Genomic DNA, 19,610 nt, shown 5'->3' on the forward strand with positions numbered 1-19,610 from the left:
CAGGGTCTTCAGAATAACTTGAGCCGCCGTTACGCAAAACCCCAGCCGAAATCCAAACTGAGACACGATCCTAGTCCGGCCTGAACCTGACTTTCAGGCTCTGCCAGAACTTGTCGACAAGCGGCTTTTCGGTCGCTGCATCCTCGCCGGCAATGCGGGTGATGAACAGCAGCCCCCGATCGGCCAGGCCGAAGCCGACGATCTCGAAATCGGCGGTGTCGGTGCGTGTCTTCACCTCGGCCCGGATCCCGGTCAGTTCCTTGCCGTCGGCGAGTTTGCGCGTGGTCGGCCCCTGCGTCAGCTTGGCGCCCGCCTGCACCGATTCCCTGGTCATCTCCTGCAGCATCAATTGGTTGAGCGACACCGGATTCATGGCGCCATATTCCTGCACGACGACGATCGTGCCCAGCGCCGACGCCATCAGATACTGCGTGATGTCATCGCCGAGATCGGTCTTGGTCACCGAAATGCCGCTGGGATGGACGAAGGAGAAGTCGCTGCCTGAAAAGGTGGCGAAGTCGTTGCGCGCGAGCGTCACCTTGCTCTGCTTGCCGCCGGGCAGCGTCACATCGGCGCTCTCGCCGGGATCGATATCGACCGTCACGCCGTCGATGGTCAGCTTGAAGGCCTTGAGATCCTCGCCTCCGGCAGGGCCAGCGCACAGCGCGATGAGGATGAGTGCCGCCGCCGATACCATCCGCATGCCTGTTCTCCTGCTTCTTACGACACCCCGCTCAGCGCCTTGATGGCACGGTAGAAGGTCGAGGAAAACAGTTCCGTTGGGTCATACTGCCGCTTCGCCGCCAGGAAGGCCGGCAGTTCGGGATAGGAGGCCAGCAATTCCCTGGCCGTATAATGCAGCTGGTAAGGCAGGAAGAAGCGCCCGCCATGCTTGATCGTCACGTCGATCAGCGCCCGCGTCAGCGCCCGCATCCTGGCATTGCCGTCGGCATCGGTCGGCTGGTTGACGTAGAGCACCAGCGAATAGGCCGGCTCCGGCGCGTAGGTCAGCGCCACATCCTCCCTGTGGACGATGCGCACCGAAGCATTGAGCACCGGCAGCGTCTGGTTGCGCAGGATCTCGCGCGCTTCCGCGATGAATTCGACATAGGCGGCACGCGGAATAAAATATTCGTGCAGGATGTCGGTCTCTTCCATCTGATCGTTGAACAGATAGGGCACCGAATCGTGCATCGGGTTGTTGCGGGTGACGAGACAGGCCTCGCCCTCGGCCATGGCCGAGGTGCGCGCCACCGTGCAGCTTTCGAATTTTGGCTCCAGTGTCTTTTCGGTGAACCATTTCAATTCCTGGAACAGGCTGCCCCATTTCGCCAGGTTGATGATCACCCGCTTCAACCCGACCGATCCCGGTTCGCCGATCTCGGGCTGATCGGCCGGCGGCCGCTCGGCCACCTTGTCGTAACGGTAGACGATCATGTCCTCGAGGAAATTGCCGGGCGCCGTCGACAGATGGCCGTAGAACAGGCCGATATCCTTGTTCGGCTCCAGCACCTTGGCGAAGAATTCCGGAAAATCGTCCGATTTGATGATTTCGCGCGAGGTGCGGTAGACGGCGTTGTCGACGATATCTAGCGTCGCCTCCAGCACCACGCCGAACAGGCCGTAACCGCCGACGACGTGGCGGAACAGATCGGTGTTCTCGGTCGGCGAGCAGGTCGTCACCGAACCGTCGGCCAGCATCACCCGCATCGAGCGGATCGAGCCCGCCACCGAACCCGCCTGGTGGTCCATGCCATGCGCATTGACCGACAGCGAACCGCCGACCGAGAAGATGTCGGTCGACTGCATCGCCTTCACCGCGAAGTGCGGATGCAGAAGGTTCTGGATGTCATGCCAGCGCGCGCCCGGCTGCAAGGTCATGGTCTTGGCCGCCGCATCGACGGTGACCCTGTTGAACTTTCTGAGGTCGAGCACCAGCGCGTTGTCGTCGAAGGCATGCCCGCCCATGGAATGGCGGATGGCGGCCAGCGATATTTTCAGCCCATTGGCACGCGCGAAGGCCAGGGCCTTGGCGATGTGCTCGTCCCCGCTGACCTCGACCACGCCGTAGACCGGGGTCATCGACAGGCCGCTGGCATCGTTGATGTCACCACCCTTTGCCGACCAGGGCAGTGACGCATCGAAGGCCGGCGCATTGTCCAGCGGCTTCAGAGGCAGCGCGAAGCCGTCTATATCGGCTATCCGTCCTGCGTTCTTCGGCCCCGAAGGTCCGCGTGCCAGCCGCGCCACCGTGTTGCCGCCCCACAGCACCGCGCCGCCGACGACAGCCGCACCCAGCAGCAATCGCCGCGACAGGCGAAACCCTTTTTGCTCGTCGGCCATGACTATCCCCCGCTGGCCAAGGGATAGCGCGGCTCTTTGGCAAAAACCATAGCGGCGCCGCCGGGACGGCGTTTTGCCTGGCGTCGAGGGTGGAGGGCACGAAATGGCCGGTCCCCTGAGGACCGGCCAGAATGGAACAGGGTCTGAAATTGCGTCAGCAGGCTTGCCGACGAACGACGCTGACGCCTTACGAGGCCTTCTTGATCGACGTCACGATGCCGGTCTTGTCATCGACGGTCACCGCCACCTTGGCGCCGACCTTCAGTTTCCCGATCGTCGCTTCGGGCGACAGCTGGTAGATCTTGCCGTCGTCGAGGGTGATCGACTTGGTCGTCGGATCGACGGCCTGAATGGTGCCCTGAACGGTCGCGGCATAAGCGGTGCCGAGGAAGGCGAGCAGAGCAGCGGTGGTTGCGAGGGTCTTCTTCATTGGTAAGCACTCCGTGCTGTTTCACTTTTCCGGACCGCCGCCTTGGGAAACGACAGCACCGGACGGCCTGAAACTGGACGGAAAGCGCACCCTCCGCAAATCACATTGGGTGAATTTTCGCAAACAATATCATAGGCTTAATTCCGACACATTATCTGCGACCTAGATCATTTCAGGCCGCTTCGGCTCCCCCAATGAACGCACTTCTGTCCGCGAAAAGAGTCACTTGGCCGATTGTGACGGGCGGCTTTCGATCACCACGCAGCCGCCGCAATCCATCTCGGGCGGCATCACGAAACAGAGCGCTGACCGATCGTCGATACACATTTTGTTTCGCGGATCAGTTCAAAAACCGCCACGCCAACGCTGATCAAACTCGCGCTACGGTTGCAAACCGACGTCGAATGCGGGATGGTGTCGACCGTTGACATGAAGGGGGGCCTTCCATGAAGCTTGCAGTCCGGACTGCGATGTCCCTGATGCTGGCGCTTGCTCCAGGATTGGCCGGCGCACAAGCCACGGATCCGGGCGACGACAAAACAATTATCTTCACTCCCGGCGACCCAGAGATGGCAGCGGCGACCGCGCAGGCGCTCGCCAGCCTGGACGACTTCCTGGCACTGTCCGAGGCGCCTCCCGCCGACACAGAGAGGTTCAAATTGAAGGTCAAGGTACGGGACGGCAACGTCACCGAACACTTCTGGGTCATACCGTTCCGCCGCACCGAAACCGGATTTGTCGGCATATTGGCAAACCAGCCGGAGGAAGTGCACAACGTCGTCCTCGGCCAGAACATAGAATTCACCAGGGACGATATTTCCGACTGGGGATACACACGCGGCGAACGTCAGGTCGGCAGCTTCACCGTGTGCGTCATGTTCAACAAAATGTCGAAAGAAGAGGCGGACTACATGCGTGACAAATACGGCTTCGAGTGCTGAAAGCGCAGCCCGATCAACCCGCTTCGTCCTTCGCGCCGATCTTGCGCACAAGTGCCGCCGTCGCCAGCATCGCGCCCATGTCCGATATCATCGGCGCGACATGCCTGCTGTAGTCGAGCGGCACCGAAATATCCGGCAGCTCGAAGAAGTTCTTCGTATGCGGCAACAGTAGGAAACCATCGCTGCCGTGGAGCGCGACGCGGGCTGGGTCGTCCGGCCAGGTTTCGCCAAGCCATTTCAGCGCCTGCGCCAGCCGGCCGCTCACCAATGGCTGTGCCGCCCCGAGATTGTCGGTGCGGAACTCGTAGGCGGCATCGAGCAAAGCATCGCCGCTGGACAGCTCTTGCAGCTTGCTGGCAAATATGCCGCGAAAGAAGCTGATCACCGCGTTGGTCCGCCGCGTCGCTACCAATATGCCGGGAAACGGCGCGATGGTCTCGAAAGCGACGATGACGCCCTGGAAGGCGGTCGAGGAGCCCTTGCCCGACCCTTCCCGCAGATGCGCCTCGTACAGTTCGAACGGAAACCCCTCATAGCGGCCCGCCACGATGTCGTCGAACGCCTGCCGGTTGAACGGACCAACCGCCGTGCGCGGCAGCCGGTCGAAGGAATTCGGCGTCACGCCATGCTGGTAGCGCATGTCGGCGATGAAGCCGAATATGATCGGCAGCAGCGTCTCGCGGAACGATTGCTGCAGCCCCGTCGCCGGTTTCCTGGCCTGGAAATAGAGCAGGATCGAAGCCGCGAAGCCGATCACATAGAGAAATACATGCGGCGTCGAGACCCATTGCTCGTTGGGGTCGGCGACCTTGTTGAACAGCCAGGCGACCAGCACCACGGCCACCAGCACCAGCCCCACGAACACCGGCACCCGCCAGCGCACCCGCCGGACCGCCGAAGCCCTCGCCGCTTCATAGGCCTCGATGTCTTTTCGGATGCCGGCGATGACCGTTTCGCTCGGCATGAAATCCGCTGATTCCACCGCTACCCCCGCAATCCTGCCTCTGCGGGAGCATGATAGTTGGTTTTGCAAGGGCCGCCAGATGGTTAAGCGGGAACGCCTTCATCGGTTGGTGGAGAAGGGAAGACCGCTTTCAGTCGCTCCGCGACCCTGTCACGCATTCGGCCCTCCAAAGCCTCCACCAACACCAGCCGCTCGTGGTCGCCAGCGCGCAGGCGCATGAAGGGATGCATCCGGTAAGACGCGATCCTGCCGCGCGTACCAGCATCGGAACTGACATCGACAACGAGGATAGAGCCGATGCGGCCCGGCCATGGCTGCCGGGCAAAGGCGGTACCGAGGAAATCGCCGAGCCCATAGGCGACGATCGTCCCGTCAATCTTTTCCACCGGCTGCACGACATGGGCATGATGGCCCGCGATCAGCCTGACGCCCTGCCCGGCCAGCCGCCTGGCCAGCGCTCGCGTCCCGTCGCGCGGAAAATGTCGGAACTCCCAGTCCCAATGCGGCACGGCGCAGAGAAGGTCCAAGCCAGCGGGTGGCCAGCTCGCCGGATCGCTGTCCATCGAAACGCGCCCGGCAAACAGTTTTTCATCGGCGTTCCGCCACAGCGTGAAGGCGGCGAAGCCGATATCAAGCGATCCAACCTGAATCGGCACAACCGGACCGTCGGCCAGGCCGATCGTGCGGATGCCGAGCCGCAGCAACGCCGCGATTGTCTCGTCGAAACCGGCGATGCCCTGATCCAGTACATGGTTGTTGGCCAGCGACAGCACGAGTTTTTCGCGCGCAACACCAACCGCCGTCAGCGCCTCGGCCAGGAACGGCTCGCTCATCGCATGATGCGTGCCGAGCCTTGTGCCCAGCACCGCGCTTGGCCTGTCCACAACAGGGCTTTCGCAATTGCCGATCACCAGATCGGCAGCGCCGAGCAGCGCCTTGATCGCCGGATCGCAATCCGGCGCGCTGCGGTTGGCCACCGCCGAGATGTCGCCGACAAAGGCAAGCCGCACCGCTTGCTTCGGCGGTGGATCCATCAGCGTCCCGGCCATCGGCGCAAAGTCTTGAGCGTCGCCGGCCAATGACGGCTTCAGGAAACGCGGCAGCCAGGACAGCTTGTAGGAAAACGGATAATTCGACACGCGATGCCCAATTGTTTGCCCTGTGTAGACCGTCCGCCGGGCGGGTTGAAGCGCGGCGCTGCAAATGGTGTATGTTTGCACTGCGCGACAAACATTGGGGGGAAAAGATGACACGACTGGCAGGCCTGCTGACATCCGCTTTCATTCTGCTCCTGCCGCTGTCTTCCGCGTCGGCGGCAATGCCAGAAGCGGCAACCACATTGTTTGAGGCGAAGACCGTGGCCGCGCGCGACACCGCTCTCTCGACGCTGGAGGCTGCCGCGCCAAAAGACCCGGCATCCGCCTATGCGGCCGGGGCGGGCGAGTTCTTTACCGCACTGGAGATCCTGGCCACCGGCCAGCGCCGTCATGGTTTCGAAAGCCCGCAATCCTTCATGCTGCCGCTGATGCGGTTGCCAGTGCCCGACAATCCCAATCCCGAGCCGCTCACTTACGAGCAGTTCCGCGCCATCCTGGTCGGCTTCCGTGACCGGCTGGAGAAATCCGCAGCCACGTTTGCCTCGGTGCCGCCCGATGCCGATATCGGCATGGTCATCGATCTCACCCATGCCGGCATCGACCTCAACGAGGACGGCACCATCGCGCCGGACGAGAGCATGGCGGCGATCATCGCCTCACTCTCGCGCGGCGGTATCTCGTCGGACGCCGCCGCCCCCACGCTCACCTTCCGCTTCGACCGCGCCGACGGCTACTGGCTGCAGGGCTATGCCGAGTTCCTGATGGCGCAGGCCGATTTCTGGCTGGCGCATGATTTCAGGAGCACCTTCGACGGCTCGTTTCACATGCTGTTCCCGCGCGCCAAATTGCCGCTGCAGGATATTCTGGTGCCGCCGGCCGGCGATATGGGCTCGAGCATCTTCTCCTCGGAATGGCGCATCGCCGATTTCATCTCGATGGTGCATCTCGTCAACTGGCCGGTGATCGAACCGGAGCGCCGGCAAGCGGCGCGCCGCCACCTGCTGGAAATGATCCGGCTGTCGCGCGAGGACTGGAAGGCGATCCGCGCCGAGACCGACAATGACCGCGAATGGCTGCCTGGACCGCAGCAGAAGGGCGAGAACCCGCTCACCGGCCTCGAAGTCGGCGAGGAGCAGGTCCAGGCCTGGCTCGCCGCCTTGACCATGGCCGAGGATCTCCTGGAAGGCCGCAAGCTGCTGCCGCATTTCCGCGTCACCGCCAGTACTGGGCTTGGCATCAACATGAAGCGCTTCTTCGACGAGCCAAAAAACTTCGATCTCGTGCTGTCGATCACCGGCCCGGCCATCGCGCCCTACCTCGAAAGCGGCGAGCTCGTGACCAGCGACGATTTCGACCAGATCCAGCGCCAGTTCGGCGGCGGCGGGTTTTTGACGTTTGCGCTTTGGTTCAACTGAGGGTGGGCCGTTTGAGGCCGCCTTCCCGCGAGAAATCTAGCATGGCAGGCAACAGTTTTACCGGAAACACGCGCGCCTTTTTTAGGCAGGTCTGCCGGCAGTCGGTTCGCTGCATACACCGCGCGGAGGCGCTGCGTAAAAATTAGCAGTGGCTGTTTTGCTTGACTCGGCCGCCAAAAACAGGCAGCAAAACCAGGTCGGAAGGGCGACAACACCACTTTCCTGGCCGTGGACGAAGGCTGATTTGGCCAAAATCCACATCTCGTCGTTGGTTTTGAGAGGAATTGATTAACCAACTTTGTCCATATTTTGAAGCAATCGGCAACCAACTACAGACGCGGCAAACGCGTCGGGGACCACCTGGGATCACTCACAGAATGGTCGTCGCGGCTCTCAAGGCCACGTACGGGGAAACCGATTGAAGCGAGATTGGTTGCATGGCGTTGTTGAGTACACACAAAAAAAACCGGGGACAGCGTGAGGGCGGCGAGTTCGTCGATGCTCCACGTTCCCCTTCCTTCAACGCTGGCCGGGTGGCCCGCTGGGTCGCGCTGCCTTGCGTCAGCACCGCCATCGGTCTTTGGTTGATCGGCACCATGGCTGGCCTCAGTTCCGTCGGCGCCTCTCTGTCGGCAACTTCGGTTGGCCTGCCCCAGACACTGTCGACAGCGGGATCGCTCGCACTTGCCGATCCGCTGAAACAGCACTTTTTGAAAGCACCCTTCGTGCTGGCCAACGCCAATGGCGGCACTCAGGCCCTGCATGATCATTCGGTGCAGTGCGGCGCCAGCTGTTTCAAGCTGGCCAGGGTAAGCGCGCGGGCGGAAAAATCCGAACGCCTTGTAGCGCAGGCAAAGCCGATGCCCGCCGCCGTGAAGTCGAAGGCGCAGGAGCGCTTCGAACGCATGGAAGCGTCGCTTTCGCCGATGAAGTTGGCCGCTGCCTTTGCCGACGCCGGAAAGCCTGCCGCCAGTGCCAACACCCGCCCGGTGATCTCCACAGTCGCACCGCGAATTGCCGAGGCGTCGTTGGTGCCCTCCGTCCAGCTCACAGCCAGCCTGTCCGATAACATGCCAGTTCCGGCGGCCGAACGTTTCGCCCGGCTGGATACCGACTCGGTGGTCGTTCAGACCGCACCGCCTCCGATGGGCTTTGCCCAATCCGGTACGCCGGACAATTCGCAGTTGGCGCTTGCTCTGGTGCAGTCCCTGCCGGCCGACGACGAGGCGTTCGCCTCACCGCTGCCGATCGAGGAATCGTCAGCCGATGTCGTGGTTTCACCCGTCGAAACCCAGCAGGATCAACCCGGCGATGCCGCCTCCCTGCCGGACGCTCTGACCGACGACGTGCCGTTGCCGACCCGGCGTCCGCAATTCGACGCGCCGCAGCCCAAAGTGGTCCAGCAGGAGCCTAAGTCCGTCCAGCAGCCGAAATCCGTTCAGCAGCCGAAGCCGGCACGCGAGACGGTCCAGCAGGCCCAGCCGGCAAAACCGACGCGGCAAGGCCGGCCGGCCGATGGCGGCGATGTGCTGGCCTATGCCAAGCCCGACACGCCCTCGGGCGGCCTTGGCAAGGCGTTCAGGAACCTCTTCAACTCGCCAGCCGCCAGGAGCGGAGCCGGCAATGGCGTCGCCGTGTACGACATCAGCAGCGCGACCGTCTACATGCCTGACGGCTCGAGGCTGGAGGCGCATTCAGGCATCGGCGCCATGGCGGACCAGCCGCGTTATGCCGACCAGAAGAATCGCGGACCCACGCCGCCCAACACCTACAATCTGTCGATGCGCGAGTCGCGCTTCCACGGAGTGGAGGCCTTGCGCCTGACACCGGTCGATGGCCGCAACAAATACAATCGCAACGGCCTGCTGGCCCATACCTACCTGCTCCGGGGCCGCTACGCCCAGTCGAGCGGCTGCGTCGCCTTCAAGGACTATGCGCGCTTTCTCGCCGCTTTCAAGAAGGGCAAAATCAAACGCCTCGTCGTGGTGCCGCGCCTGAACGGGTCGGCGACGCAGGTCGCATCAGCCGCCAGGGGCGTGTAACGACAAGAGGCTTTCGGGCGCCTTCCCACTGCTCCTGACAGCCTGCTGTCAGGAGCAGCGCTGTCCGGCACGCCTCTCCCCACCGCGCTCTTTCCATTTTGGCCAGGAAATCCCATATTCGGGACATGGCCAAATCTCCCGATCAGAAAACGCCGCCGACGGCGAATGACGACCGCGCCGCGCCGAAGCGGCGCAGCCCGCTGACCGATTTCCTCGACGCCTCCGAGCCGCTGCACAAAGGCGGCTTCGCCGAGATGCCGCAGCCGGAGCTCTCTGGCACGCCGCTGACCGGTTCGATCGCGGATTGGGCCGAGCAGATCGAGCAGGAAGCCGAAAACGAAGGACGTCTTGTCGCCAAGGGTGACGGCGGCAAATCGCCGAAGCCGTCGAAGAAGATACCCGAGCGCTCAAGCTCGCCGGGGCGCAGTTCGCGCGGCACCTCGATGGGTGGCGCGGCGTCAGCCAGGGAGCGCACGGCAGCCGGCCTCAATCCGGTCGCCGGCCTCGACATCTCGCTGGAGGACGCCGAGACCATGGCCTCGGGCAGCGTCACCGCGACGGTGGCGGCACTGTCGGCGCTGATCGAATCCGGCAATCCGCTGCACAAGGACGGCGTGCTGTGGACGCCGCACCGCCCTGCCCGCCCCGAAAAATCCGAAGGCGGCATCGCCATCAAGATGGTGTCGGAGTTCGAGCCGGCCGGCGACCAGCCGACCGCCATCAAGGATCTGGTCGAAGGCGTCGATAACCACGACCGCACCCAGGTGCTGCTCGGCGTCACCGGCTCAGGAAAAACCTTCACCATGGCCAAGGTGATCGAGGAGACGCAGCGGCCTGCCTTGATCTTGGCGCCGAACAAGACGCTTGCCGCGCAGCTCTATTCCGAGTTCAAGAAATTCTTCCCGGAAAACGCCGTCGAGTATTTCGTCTCCTACTACGATTATTACCAGCCGGAAGCCTACGTCCCGCGCACCGACACTTTCATCGAGAAGGAATCCTCGATCAACGAGCAGATCGACCGCATGCGCCACTCGGCGACGCGTTCGCTGCTTGAGCGCGACGACGTCATCATCGTCGCCTCTGTGTCCTGCATCTACGGTATCGGCTCGGTCGAAACCTATACGGCGATGACCTTCCAGATGCAGATCGGCGACCGGCTCGACCAGCGCGCGCTGCTCGCCGATCTCGTCGCCCAGCAGTACAAGCGGCAGGACATCAACTTTGTCCGCGGCTCGTTCCGCGTGCGCGGCGACACCATCGAAATCTTCCCGGCCCACCTGGAAGACCGCGCCTGGCGCGTCTCGATGTTCGGCGACGAGATCGAGCAGATCACCGAATTCGACCCGCTGACCGGCCAGAAGACCGGCGAGCTGAAAAGCGTCAAGATCTACGCCAATTCGCACTATGTGACGCCGCGCCCGACGCTGAACCAGGCGATCAAGTCGATCAAGGAAGAGCTCAAGCACCGGCTGGTCGAACTGGAGCGGGCCGGCCGCCTGCTTGAGGCACAGCGGCTGGAACAGCGCTGCCGCTTCGACCTCGAAATGCTGGAAGCCACCGGCTCGTGCGCCGGCATCGAGAACTATTCGCGCTATCTCACCGGCCGCCAGCCGGGCGATCCGCCGCCGACGCTGTTTGAGTACATCCCCGACAACGCGCTGGTCTTCATCGACGAAAGCCATGTCACCGTGCCGCAGATCGGCGGCATGTATCGCGGCGACTTTCGCCGCAAGGCGACGCTGGCCGAATACGGCTTCCGTCTGCCGTCCTGCATGGACAACCGGCCGCTGCGCTTCGAGGAGTGGGATGCCATGCGTCCGCTTTCGGTCGCGGTCTCGGCGACCCCTGGCGCCTGGGAGATGGAACAGGCCGGCGGCGTCTTCGCCGAGCAGGTCATCCGTCCGACCGGCCTGATCGATCCGCCGGTCGAGGTCCGCCCGGCCAAGAGCCAGGTCGACGATGTCGTCGGCGAGATTCGCGATACCACCAAGGCCGGCTACCGCACCTTGGTCACCGTGCTGACCAAGCGCATGGCCGAGGATTTGACCGAGTATCTGCATGAACAGGGCATCCGCGTCCGCTACATGCACTCCGACATCGATACGCTGGAGCGCATCGAGATCCTGCGCGATCTGCGCCTCGGCGCCTTCGACGTGCTGGTCGGGATCAATCTTCTGCGCGAAGGCCTCGACATTCCCGAATGCGGCTTCGTCGCCATTCTCGACGCCGACAAGGAAGGTTTCCTGCGATCGGAAACCTCGCTGATCCAGACCATCGGGCGCGCCGCCAGAAACGTCGACGGCAAGGTCATCCTCTATGCCGACCAGGTGACCGGCTCGATGGAACGGGCGATGGCCGAAACCAACCGTCGCCGCGAAAAGCAGATGGAGTGGAACGCGGCCAACGGCATCACACCGGAATCGGTTAAGTCGCGCATCTCCGACATTCTCGATTCGGTCTACGAGAAGGACCACGTCCGCGCCGATATCTCGCAGTTCACCGACGGTGCCGGCGCCATGATGGGCAACAACCTCAAGGCCCATCTCGACGCGATGGAAAAGCAGATGCGCGATGCCGCGGCCAATCTCGACTTCGAAAAGGCGGCCCGCATCCGCGACGAAATCAAGCGCCTGCGTGAGATGGAACTGTCCATCTCCGAAGACCCGCTGGCCAAATACGCCGACATGGAAAGCCCGGCCTCCGGCCGCGAAAAGGGCAAGCACAACAAGGGCGTGGCCAAACATCGTACAGCAGAGGAACAGGAGCGTTTTCGCAAGCTCGACGCAGCGCGTGCCGCCGAAGAGGCAGCCAAGGCTGCCCGGCCCAACCTCTTCCGCAAGCCTGATCTCGACGAGATGGGCGCCGATGGCACTGTGCCGGTGAAAAAGCCGCTGTTTTCGAAACCCTCGATCGACGACATGGGTCCAGGTACCGACATGCCGACGCCGGCCGGCGCGGTGTCGCGCTCGCTGTTCAAGAAACAGTCGGCATCCGAGGCACATGGTTCCGATTTCGGCATTCCCGGGGACGCCACAAAGCCGCTGTTCAAGAAGAACTCGCTGGACGAGATGACGGTGCGGCGGACGGAAAAACCGATCGAAGGAAAAGTGCCGGCCAAGCCGCAGCCAATCTCCCCCCTCGTGGGGGACGAATCCGCCAAGCCAGTTGTTCGCCAGCGAACAGGCATTGGCTCCTACGAAGACCCCGCCGACGCCCGTCGGGAAAAGCGCCGGCCCGGCAAGACGGGTAGGCCGGGAAAGTAGCGCCTTCCCCTTCTCCCAGAAGGGGAAGGGAAGCGCTCCGCCGCCGCCGCATTCCGCCGACGCACTTGCCACCAGCCCCGCCTTTGGTGTAATCGCTCCCCACACTCGAACGTCTCGAAAGGAGGGCTCACGTGTTTACGTTTCATCGTCACCATCGTCAGCGTGGCCCGATTTCTGCCCTGCGAGCTTGCTTGCAGGGCTGACCAGGGACGGTCCGGGTTTTTCCCGCTTCGATTTTTTGGTCTGCCCTTCGTGGTGCGTAATGCCGAGCCTGATGGCCGGAAAGCGCACCGTCAAAGTGGACCGGAGTAGTCTCCGGCAAGACCAGAGAAATCAAAATGGCCCTGATCAGCCTCAAATCCCTCGGCGTCACCATGAGTGCGTCGCTGTTTGCCAATCTCGACCTCACCATCGGCACCGGCGACCGGCTCGGCATTGTCGCCGCCAATGGCCGCGGCAAGTCGACTTTGCTGAAATGTCTGACCGGCGGGATTGAGCCGACCTCCGGTGACATCACCCGCACGCGCGGCCTGCGCGTCGGTCATGTCGAACAGTCGGTTGCCCAGGCCCTTCTCACCCGTACGTTCCGGCAGGTGGTGGCGGATGCCTTGCCGTCCGAGCAGGCCGAAAGCGAGATGTGGCGTGTCGACGTGGTTCTGGATTCACTCGACGTGCCCGAGCCGATGCGCGAGCGGCCAATGCGGGCGCTGAGTGGCGGCTGGCAGAGGCTTGCGCTAATCGCACGCGTCTGGGTCACCGATCCGGACGTGCTGTTGCTCGACGAGCCGACCAACCATCTCGACCTTGTCCGCATCAGCCAGCTCGAAACCTGGTTGAACACGCTGCCGCGCGAGGTGCCCGTCGTCATCGCCAGCCACGACCGCGCCTTCCTCGACGCCACCACCAACCGGACCCTATTCCTGCGCCCGGAACAGTCGCCGGTGTTTGCCCTGCCCTACTCCCGCGCCAGGCAGGCGCTCGACGAGGTCGATGCTTCGACCGAGCGCAAGTTCCAGCGCGACATGAAGGTGGCGCAGCAATTGCGCCGGCAGGCGGCCAAGCTCAACAACATCGGCATCAATTCGGGCAGCGACCTTTTGACGGTGAAGACCAAGCAGCTCAACCTGCGGGCCGAAAAACTGGAAGAAGCGGCCGCACCGGCGCACCGCGAAAAGTCGGCGGGTGCCATAAAACTGGCCAATCGCGGCACCCACGCCAAGGTGCTGATCACGCTCGACGACGCGGCTGTGGAAACACCCGACGGCACCCCGCTGTTTCGAACCGGCAAGCGCCATATCTGCCAGGGCGACCGCATCGTGCTGCTCGGCCGCAACGGCGTCGGCAAGTCGCGCTTCGTCACCCTGATCCGCAATGCCATTGTCGAACCGGACACGGTGCCGAATGTGAAGGTGACGCCGTCGACGGTGCTAGGCTACAGCGACCAGGCGCTGTCGGGCATCAGCGGCGACGACACGCCGCTGATGCTGGTCTCGCGCCGCTACGATGTCGGCGAGCAGCGTGCCCGCTCGCTGCTGGCAGGCGCCGGCGTGGTCATCGAGATGCAGGAGAAAAAGATCGGTGCGCTGTCCGGCGGCCAGAAGGCGCGGCTGATGATGCTGGCGCTGAGGCTCGCCAATCCCAACTTCTATCTGCTGGACGAGCCGACCAACCATCTCGACATCGACGGCCAGGAAGCCCTGGAAGCGGAACTGCTGGCACATCAGGCAAGCTGTGTGCTCGCCTCGCACGACCGCTCCTTCATCCGCGCCATCGGCAACCGCTTCTGGCTGATCGAGAAACGGCGGCTGACCGAAGTCGAAGACCCAGAGGATTTCTTCCGCTCGGTGGCGGAGGGCGCTGGCTAATCGGTGAACAAAACTGCCGATGAAGTTCCGGCCTGTCGAGCGCAGGCCGGAGTTTCGTATCATGCTACGAGACGTCTTCTTGACTTCCGAAGCGTATCATGCCATGGTACGCCACTCGGGTCGGCAAGATGATACGCTCCTTCAAAGACAAGACCAGCGAAGCCGTTTCGAACGGCAAGGCTCCGAAGGGCTTCCCATCGGACCTTTGTCCGCTCAGCCCAGCGGAAGCTGTTCATGATCGACAACGCCGCCGAACTGTCGGATCTGAAGACGCCTCCCGGCAACAGGCTTGAGCCGCTGAAAGGTAACCGTGCGGGCCAGCATTCGATCCGCATCAACGATCAATTCCGCGTCTGCTTTCGGTGGGTGGAAGGGCAAGCGGAGGATGTTGAAATCACCGACTATCATTGAAGAGGGTTCAAAATGCTGAACATCAACCCACCTGTCCATCCCGGAGAAATTCTCCGTGAGGAATATCTCGTGCCGCTCAATCTGAAGCCTTACACGCTGGCCAAAAAGCTGCATGTGCCCCGCACACGCATCGAGCGCCTGGCCAGCGAGACGACACCGGTAACGCCCGACACCGCTTTGCGCCTTGCGAAGTTCTTCGGAACCACGCCGCAGTTCTGGATGAATATGCAGGCGAGCTACGACCTCGCCGTAGAGGGAGAGGCGAAGAAGGCCGATCTTGAAACAATCGAACGTCTACAAACCGCGGCCTGAAGTAATCGCGTTAGCAACAACCCGCTTCAAGCAGGCTACGGAGCTAGCGATAAAAAATCTCGACGGTCTGTCGGATAGCCTCAGCCCGTCGCGTCCTTGGGATGCCGACACGATGATGCCGGCCCAACCCAGGGAGAATTATCATGTCGGTTCTTTCGTCCATCGGTCGCATCGCAACCCGGTATGCGGCAGCGCGCGCTCGTCACCGCAGCGAACGCGTCCTGCGTTCACTGCCTGCCTCGCTGCGCAAGGATATCGGGTTTCCGGACGTCTTCGATGCGCAAAACGGCCGCCGCCCCTGACCTCGCGGGGCGCCAGTCAGTCATGCGTATCGCCCGAAAGCGGCGTCGCCTGCATCGATACGCGTTTTTCGAAAGCCTCGAACCAGCGCGTCAGCAGTGCCCGTGAGCGAAAAGGCGGAAGGTGACGGAACGCCATCCAGGACAGCGTGGTGGCCAAGGCGATGTGGCCGATATGGAGCGGCGCCTCGTCGTCCAGCGTGCTCTCGATCCAGTCGTAGCTCGCCTCGATCTTTTCCCGGTATCCGTCGGCGAGAGCACCATAGCGCAACTTTTCGGGTCTCCTTTCCGTCTCCCAGCGCAAGGCTATACCCGTCTGCGCCAGGCCCTGGGCGACCGCCTGCAACCGCAATGCCTGCCAGCGCGCCTCGCCGTCCTGCGGCAGCAGCTTGCGACCGTCATGCAGCGTGTCGAGATAGGCGCAGATGACATCGGAATCGAAGATCGGCGACGCGTCGGGCCGCAACAGCACCGGCACTTTGCCGAGCGGGTTTTCGGCGTAGACGCGGGCATTGCGCAAGGTCGGACTGGTCTCGTGATGAATGACCTCCAGCCGATCGGCAATGCCAACCTCGTGGGCGAAGACGAGCGCCTTGCGCGCGAAGGGTGAGTGGGTCTGATAGTAGAGGATCATTGTCGTCCCAGGATTTGAAGAGGCGTTCGCCTGATCCATCTGTTCTAGCCTGCGAGCCGAGAGAATTGCGCTCTGATTGGGCGCGGTCGACGCAAGTTCGTTTCACGCCTCTCGTCCAACTGCGGCTGCGTGGACTGTCCAGGGCCGGTCGGCCAAAAAAATCTGCCGGCCATGTAGGAACGCCGGCACCTCATCCGTCCTTTGGCTCGCAAGGCCAAACGCAAAGAGGAACAACAGATGACCGATCAGACCCCCGTTCAGCCCGCGGCCAAAGTGCTCGGCGGATTGACCCCCTATCTGCAGCTGGATGGCGCCTTCAAGGCTGCCGAATTCTACAAGAAGGCCTTTGGTGCCGAGCAGGTCTTTGCCTATCCGGCGGACGAAAAAGGCCGCACCATGCACATCCACCTCCACATCAACGGCTCGACGCTGATGCTCTCCGACTTCTATCCCGAAAACGGCATGCCTGCCGTCAAGCCGCAGGGTTACACCATGCAGCTTCACCTCGGCAGCGACGACATCGAAGCCTGGTGGAAGCGCGCCGTCGATGCCGGCTGCGAAGTCGCCGTGCCGCTCCAGATCATGTTCTGGGGTGACCAGTGGGGCAATATGCGCGACCCGTTCGGCGTCGAATGGGCGATGAACGCGCCGGTCAAGAAAGCCTGATCTATCGCCAATGGCGAAGTCCCTCACCGGCTGGCGTCGGTGAGGGATTGTGAACTTCCAGGAGGAGACCCACAATGTCCTATGTCGATGGCTTCGTGCTTGCCGTGCCCAAGGCAAATCTCGATGACTACAAGAGGCTGGCCAACCTCGCAGGCCCTATATGGATGGAACACGGCGCGCTCGGCTATGTCGAATGCATCGGCGACGACGTGCCCTATGGCGAGGTCACTTCGTTCCCGCGCGCCGTGCAGGCCAAGGACGACGAGATCGTCGTCTTCGCCTGGGCCGTCTATGAGTCGCGGGAGAGCCGCGATGCCGTCATGGCCAAAGTGATGGCAGATCCGCGCCTGAAGGCCGATTGGGCGGACATGCCGTTCGACGGGAAGCGCATGATCTTCGGTGGCTTCAAGCCATTCATAGAGCTTTGAGCAGCCGGTAGCAGATTGGCAGAAGCCCCTCAGCTTCGTCATCCTAGGACGAAGCAGGAGCGTTGCGCTAATCCAGCCTGTCCAGAAGCGGCTTCAGCCGGTCACCATAGCGCTTCCATAGATCGACCGACCCCTGATACATCGGCTGGCGCACCTGTGCGGCTGAAGCCGTGCGCACCGGTCGGTCGGTCTCGTGGAACGATAGTGCCGCGTCGTCCCAGGGCAGGCCGAGATGGGCGATCAATGCCCGCGTCTGGCCTTCCTGGTCGGCGACAAAATCCTCGTAGCGTACATCGTGCACGACGCCTGGCAGCACCGTGTGCCAATGCTTCATGATGTCGGTGTAGAGATTGTGGAAGTCGGCGAGCTCGCCGAGATCGTAGCCATAGCGATGGCTGTCACCGCGGAAATGCACCTTGTAGATCGACAGGCAGGTGGCCGCCGCATCGCGCGCGCAGTGGATGATCCTGGCCTTCGGCATCATCATGTGGATGAAGCCGACAAGCAGGAAGTTGCCCGGCATTTTGTCGGTGACGTGGCGCATGTTCGGATAGCGGGCATGGAGCATGTCGAGATAGGCTTGGCCTGCCTCGGCAAAATCCGAATCGCCCGTATCCGATACGCCCCATGGGAAGCCACCCGGCATAGTCGCCGGGAACTGCCTGCCGACCGCCTTCTTCAAAATGCTGAGCTCGCCTGCGCCATAGACCTGCGGATGGCTGGCAATGATCTGCTCGACCAGCGTCGTGCCCGAACGCGGCATGCCGACAATGAAGATCGGCGTGTCGTCGCTGATTGAGCTGGGCCTGTGCTTCTCGAAGAAGCCGGCATCGAAGGTGGCCTTCATCGCCTCGAACTCGGCCCGCGTCCTGGCCTGGTCGTAGTCGATGCCTTTGCGGCGGATCGCATTGCCCTCGGCGAAATAGTCGAAGGCCCGGCCATAATCCTTGAGATCGTCATTCGCCTTGCCGAGTCCGAAGGACAGCTGCATGCGCGCCAGGCTGTCCTGCGGCGCCTTGGCATGCTGGGCTTCCATGCCCCCAAGCTCGCTGTCGCGCTCCTTCTGGCGCTTGACCTGCGTCAGCATCAGCCAGGCTGTGGCCATGGCGGGGTTGATCGCCAACGCCTGCCGGAACAGGTCGGCCGCCTCGTCGAGCTTGCCCTTTTCCATCAACCCGACGCCGAGCCCGTGCAGCAGGTCGGCATCCTTGGGTCGGATCGCCAGCGCTTCGCGGAAGGCAGCCAGCGCCTCATCCAGCCGCCCGGCTTCCTGCAGGGTTTCGGCAAGCCCGATGCGGGCGCGCACATGAAATGGGTTGCGTGCAACCGTGCCGCGATAAATCTCTTCGGCCTCTTCGAACTGGCCGACCTGTTTCAGCGATGAGCCGAGATTGTCGCGCGCCGCGAGTTGGTCCGGCCGCAGATCCACTGCGCCGCGGAAGAAATCGATGGCCGCAGCAGGGCGGCCGAGGTCGCGCATCACCGTACCGAAATTGTTGAGGAAATCGGGATTCGTCGGCTGCAGGCTCACCGACCGTTCGATGAGATCCAGCCCTTCTTCGCTGCGCCCGGTCTGGTGAAGCAGCAGTCCCAGGAAATGCGCCGCGGCCGCGTGCTTGGGCTGACGCGCCAGCACCTGCCGGTAGATCGTCTCAGCCTCTTGCCGGCGCCCGGCCTGATGCAGTTGCAACGCCTGCTGCACATACTGGTCGAGGCCCAGCGGCGGCTGTCCGCCTGCGCCAGACCTGGCTCCCGCACCCGCCGCTCGTCTTTGATCTCTGTTGATGGGAAACCTACCGTGTTTTATCCGCCTGTGGCGATCTAGGCCATCGGCGCCGCAGGTTCAAGGCTTCGCTTGCTGTCTCGTCCTTTCGTCGGTGCGGAAAGATCAAATCAGCACACCGCGATCCGGCCCCAGCAAATCTGGCTCGAGGCCACGGAGCGCGCGTTCATCGATATCAACTCGGCCCGCTCAACGCTCGTTCGTGCCCGCGAACTTGGCCACGCAGTGGCAATCGACGACTTCGGCACCGGCTACTCCAGCCTGTCCTATCTCGAGGGGCTGCCGCTCGATGCGCTCCTAATCGACAAATCGTTCATCGATACGATCAGCACGAATTCCGCCACCAATTCCGTCACCGCGCATATCATCGACATGGCCAAGACACTAAAGCTGAAGATCGTTGCCGAAGGCGGGGAAACGCAGGCGCAGGCCGACTACCTCGCGGCGCGCGACGTCGACTACGGCCAGGGCCGGCTGTTTGCCAGACCCATGCCCGCGTCCGAGTTCGTCGCCGACTGTCGCCGGTGAAACCGACGGCTTGATGATTGTCTTCCTCAACGAGGCGCAGCGTTCTCAGCACGGCCCGTCGCCAACGACGCGATAGTCCGCGGCACGGGCTTCGCAGGAATTGGGGAAGGTGCGCATCTCGCCATGCCGGCGCGCGCACACCGGCGCATATTCGCGGGTGCAGAACGTCTGCTCTTCACCACCGCCGCC

General features: G+C 62.8%; 16 protein-coding genes and 3 pseudogenes. 11 read left to right on the forward strand and 8 right to left on the reverse strand.

From position 1 onward, the window contains the following. Window positions 1-70 precede the first annotated feature (70 nt). The 3 genes from EN955_RS21545 to EN955_RS21555 all read right to left on the reverse strand — a co-directional run bounded on the left by EN955_RS21545 (window position 71) and on the right by EN955_RS21555 (window position 2,773). The gene (locus EN955_RS21545; RefSeq protein ID WP_024504178.1) at window positions 71-703 is read right to left on the reverse strand and encodes a hypothetical protein; all 633 of its coding nucleotides are present in this window, start codon (window positions 701-703) and stop codon (window positions 71-73) included. A gap of 17 nt (window positions 704-720) precedes the next feature. Then, window positions 721-2,343, reverse strand: coding sequence for an FAD-binding oxidoreductase (locus EN955_RS21550; RefSeq protein ID WP_024504179.1), 1,623 nt, complete (start codon window positions 2,341-2,343; stop codon window positions 721-723). A 187-nt stretch (window positions 2,344-2,530) separates the two neighbouring features. Next, window positions 2,531-2,773 carry a DUF1344 domain-containing protein gene (locus EN955_RS21555; protein WP_013530037.1) on the reverse strand — a complete coding sequence of 81 codons (243 nt, stop codon included), beginning with the start codon at window positions 2,771-2,773 and terminating at the stop codon, window positions 2,531-2,533. 446 nt (window positions 2,774-3,219) lie between these two features. Here EN955_RS21555 and EN955_RS21560 point away from each other — a divergent pair, with 446 nt between their 5' ends. Continuing rightward, window positions 3,220-3,714: a DUF2314 domain-containing protein gene (locus EN955_RS21560; protein WP_024504180.1), complete on the forward strand. Its 495-nt coding sequence runs from the start codon at window positions 3,220-3,222 to the stop codon at window positions 3,712-3,714. A 13-nt stretch (window positions 3,715-3,727) separates the two neighbouring features. Here EN955_RS21560 and EN955_RS21565 read toward each other — a convergent pair whose 3' ends face one another. Further along, window positions 3,728-4,678 (reverse strand): hypothetical protein, encoded by a 951-nt coding sequence (locus EN955_RS21565; protein WP_245265350.1) that lies wholly within the window; start codon window positions 4,676-4,678, stop codon window positions 3,728-3,730. Window positions 4,679-4,761: 83 nt separating this feature from the next. Further along, window positions 4,762-5,817, reverse strand: a complete 1,056-nt coding sequence (locus tag EN955_RS21570; protein WP_024504182.1) for a CapA family protein — start codon at window positions 5,815-5,817, stop codon at window positions 4,762-4,764. 107 nt (window positions 5,818-5,924) lie between these two features. Between EN955_RS21570 and EN955_RS21575 the strand changes: the two genes are divergently transcribed. The 7 genes and pseudogenes from EN955_RS21575 to EN955_RS21605 all read left to right on the forward strand — a co-directional run bounded on the left by EN955_RS21575 (window position 5,925) and on the right by EN955_RS21605 (window position 15,385). Further along, the gene (locus tag EN955_RS21575; protein WP_024504183.1) at window positions 5,925-7,190 is read left to right on the forward strand and encodes a hypothetical protein; all 1,266 of its coding nucleotides are present in this window, start codon (window positions 5,925-5,927) and stop codon (window positions 7,188-7,190) included. Window positions 7,191-7,786: 596 nt separating this feature from the next. Next, the gene (locus EN955_RS21580; protein ID WP_245265351.1) at window positions 7,787-9,232 is read left to right on the forward strand and encodes a tlde1 domain-containing protein; all 1,446 of its coding nucleotides are present in this window, start codon (window positions 7,787-7,789) and stop codon (window positions 9,230-9,232) included. A 125-nt stretch (window positions 9,233-9,357) separates the two neighbouring features. Beyond that, complete coding sequence (gene uvrB, locus EN955_RS21585) at window positions 9,358-12,495, forward strand: excinuclease ABC subunit UvrB (protein ID WP_024504185.1); 3,138 nt, start codon at window positions 9,358-9,360, stop codon at window positions 12,493-12,495. A gap of 338 nt (window positions 12,496-12,833) precedes the next feature. Further along, window positions 12,834-14,360 carry an ABC-F family ATP-binding cassette domain-containing protein gene (locus tag EN955_RS21590; protein WP_024504186.1) on the forward strand — a complete coding sequence of 509 codons (1,527 nt, stop codon included), beginning with the start codon at window positions 12,834-12,836 and terminating at the stop codon, window positions 14,358-14,360. Between the two features lie 128 nt (window positions 14,361-14,488). Next, window positions 14,489-14,771 (forward strand): annotated as a pseudogene (locus tag EN955_RS21595) (type II toxin-antitoxin system RelE/ParE family toxin). Between the two features lie 12 nt (window positions 14,772-14,783). After that, a complete protein-coding gene (locus EN955_RS21600; protein WP_024504187.1) occupies window positions 14,784-15,083 on the forward strand; it encodes a HigA family addiction module antitoxin in 300 nt (99 codons plus the stop codon). Window positions 15,084-15,226: 143 nt separating this feature from the next. Continuing rightward, the gene (locus EN955_RS21605; RefSeq protein ID WP_013530026.1) at window positions 15,227-15,385 is read left to right on the forward strand and encodes a hypothetical protein; all 159 of its coding nucleotides are present in this window, start codon (window positions 15,227-15,229) and stop codon (window positions 15,383-15,385) included. A gap of 16 nt (window positions 15,386-15,401) precedes the next feature. Here the strand turns inward: EN955_RS21605 and EN955_RS21610 are convergent, their stop codons facing one another. After that, window positions 15,402-16,016, reverse strand: coding sequence for a glutathione S-transferase (locus EN955_RS21610; protein WP_024504188.1), 615 nt, complete (start codon window positions 16,014-16,016; stop codon window positions 15,402-15,404). Between the two features lie 237 nt (window positions 16,017-16,253). Here EN955_RS21610 and EN955_RS21615 point away from each other — a divergent pair, with 237 nt between their 5' ends. Both EN955_RS21615 and EN955_RS21620 read left to right on the forward strand, forming a co-directional pair. After that, complete coding sequence (locus EN955_RS21615) at window positions 16,254-16,682, forward strand: glyoxalase/bleomycin resistance/extradiol dioxygenase family protein (protein ID WP_013530024.1); 429 nt, start codon at window positions 16,254-16,256, stop codon at window positions 16,680-16,682. A 74-nt stretch (window positions 16,683-16,756) separates the two neighbouring features. Continuing rightward, entirely contained in the window at window positions 16,757-17,110 is a 354-nt protein-coding gene (locus tag EN955_RS21620; protein WP_024504189.1) for a DUF1428 family protein, read from the forward strand. A 67-nt stretch (window positions 17,111-17,177) separates the two neighbouring features. Here the strand turns inward: EN955_RS21620 and EN955_RS21625 are convergent, their stop codons facing one another. Continuing rightward, window positions 17,178-18,800 carry a sulfotransferase gene (locus tag EN955_RS21625; protein ID WP_224621480.1) on the reverse strand — a complete coding sequence of 541 codons (1,623 nt, stop codon included), beginning with the start codon at window positions 18,798-18,800 and terminating at the stop codon, window positions 17,178-17,180. 195 nt (window positions 18,801-18,995) lie between these two features. On the opposite strand from EN955_RS21625, the pseudogene EN955_RS21630 reads away from it, so the two are divergent. Beyond that, window positions 18,996-19,421 (forward strand): annotated as a pseudogene (locus EN955_RS21630) (EAL domain-containing protein); the annotation flags it as partial. A 45-nt stretch (window positions 19,422-19,466) separates the two neighbouring features. Here EN955_RS21630 and EN955_RS35515 read toward each other — a convergent pair. Beyond that, window positions 19,467-19,610 (reverse strand): annotated as a pseudogene (locus tag EN955_RS35515) (peptidase); the annotation flags it as partial.

Source organism: Mesorhizobium sp. M7A.F.Ca.CA.001.04.2.1 (assembly GCF_003998485.1).
Lineage (GTDB): Bacteria > Pseudomonadota > Alphaproteobacteria > Rhizobiales > Rhizobiaceae > Mesorhizobium > Mesorhizobium ciceri.

What these genes read in the sequence shown, in the direction of transcription:
- EN955_RS21545 (WP_024504178.1), bottom strand. Translation starts at nt 703, where the DNA reads ATGCGGATGGTATCGGCGGCGGCACTCATCCTCATCGCGCTGTGCGCT.
- EN955_RS21550 (WP_024504179.1), bottom strand. Translation starts at nt 2,343, where the DNA reads ATGGCCGACGAGCAAAAAGGGTTTCGCCTGTCGCGGCGATTGCTGCTG.
- EN955_RS21555 (WP_013530037.1), bottom strand. Translation starts at nt 2,773, where the DNA reads ATGAAGAAGACCCTCGCAACCACCGCTGCTCTGCTCGCCTTCCTCGGC.
- EN955_RS21560 (WP_024504180.1), top strand. Translation starts at nt 3,220, where the DNA reads ATGAAGCTTGCAGTCCGGACTGCGATGTCCCTGATGCTGGCGCTTGCT.
- EN955_RS21565 (WP_245265350.1), bottom strand. Translation starts at nt 4,678, where the DNA reads ATGCCGAGCGAAACGGTCATCGCCGGCATCCGAAAAGACATCGAGGCC.
- EN955_RS21575 (WP_024504183.1), top strand. Translation starts at nt 5,925, where the DNA reads ATGACACGACTGGCAGGCCTGCTGACATCCGCTTTCATTCTGCTCCTG.
- EN955_RS21580 (WP_245265351.1), top strand. Translation starts at nt 7,787, where the DNA reads ATGGCTGGCCTCAGTTCCGTCGGCGCCTCTCTGTCGGCAACTTCGGTT.
- uvrB (WP_024504185.1), top strand. Translation starts at nt 9,358, where the DNA reads ATGGCCAAATCTCCCGATCAGAAAACGCCGCCGACGGCGAATGACGAC.
- EN955_RS21590 (WP_024504186.1), top strand. Translation starts at nt 12,834, where the DNA reads ATGGCCCTGATCAGCCTCAAATCCCTCGGCGTCACCATGAGTGCGTCG.
- EN955_RS21600 (WP_024504187.1), top strand. Translation starts at nt 14,784, where the DNA reads ATGCTGAACATCAACCCACCTGTCCATCCCGGAGAAATTCTCCGTGAG.
- EN955_RS21605 (WP_013530026.1), top strand. Translation starts at nt 15,227, where the DNA reads ATGTCGGTTCTTTCGTCCATCGGTCGCATCGCAACCCGGTATGCGGCA.
- EN955_RS21610 (WP_024504188.1), bottom strand. Translation starts at nt 16,016, where the DNA reads ATGATCCTCTACTATCAGACCCACTCACCCTTCGCGCGCAAGGCGCTC.
- EN955_RS21615 (WP_013530024.1), top strand. Translation starts at nt 16,254, where the DNA reads ATGACCGATCAGACCCCCGTTCAGCCCGCGGCCAAAGTGCTCGGCGGA.
- EN955_RS21620 (WP_024504189.1), top strand. Translation starts at nt 16,757, where the DNA reads ATGTCCTATGTCGATGGCTTCGTGCTTGCCGTGCCCAAGGCAAATCTC.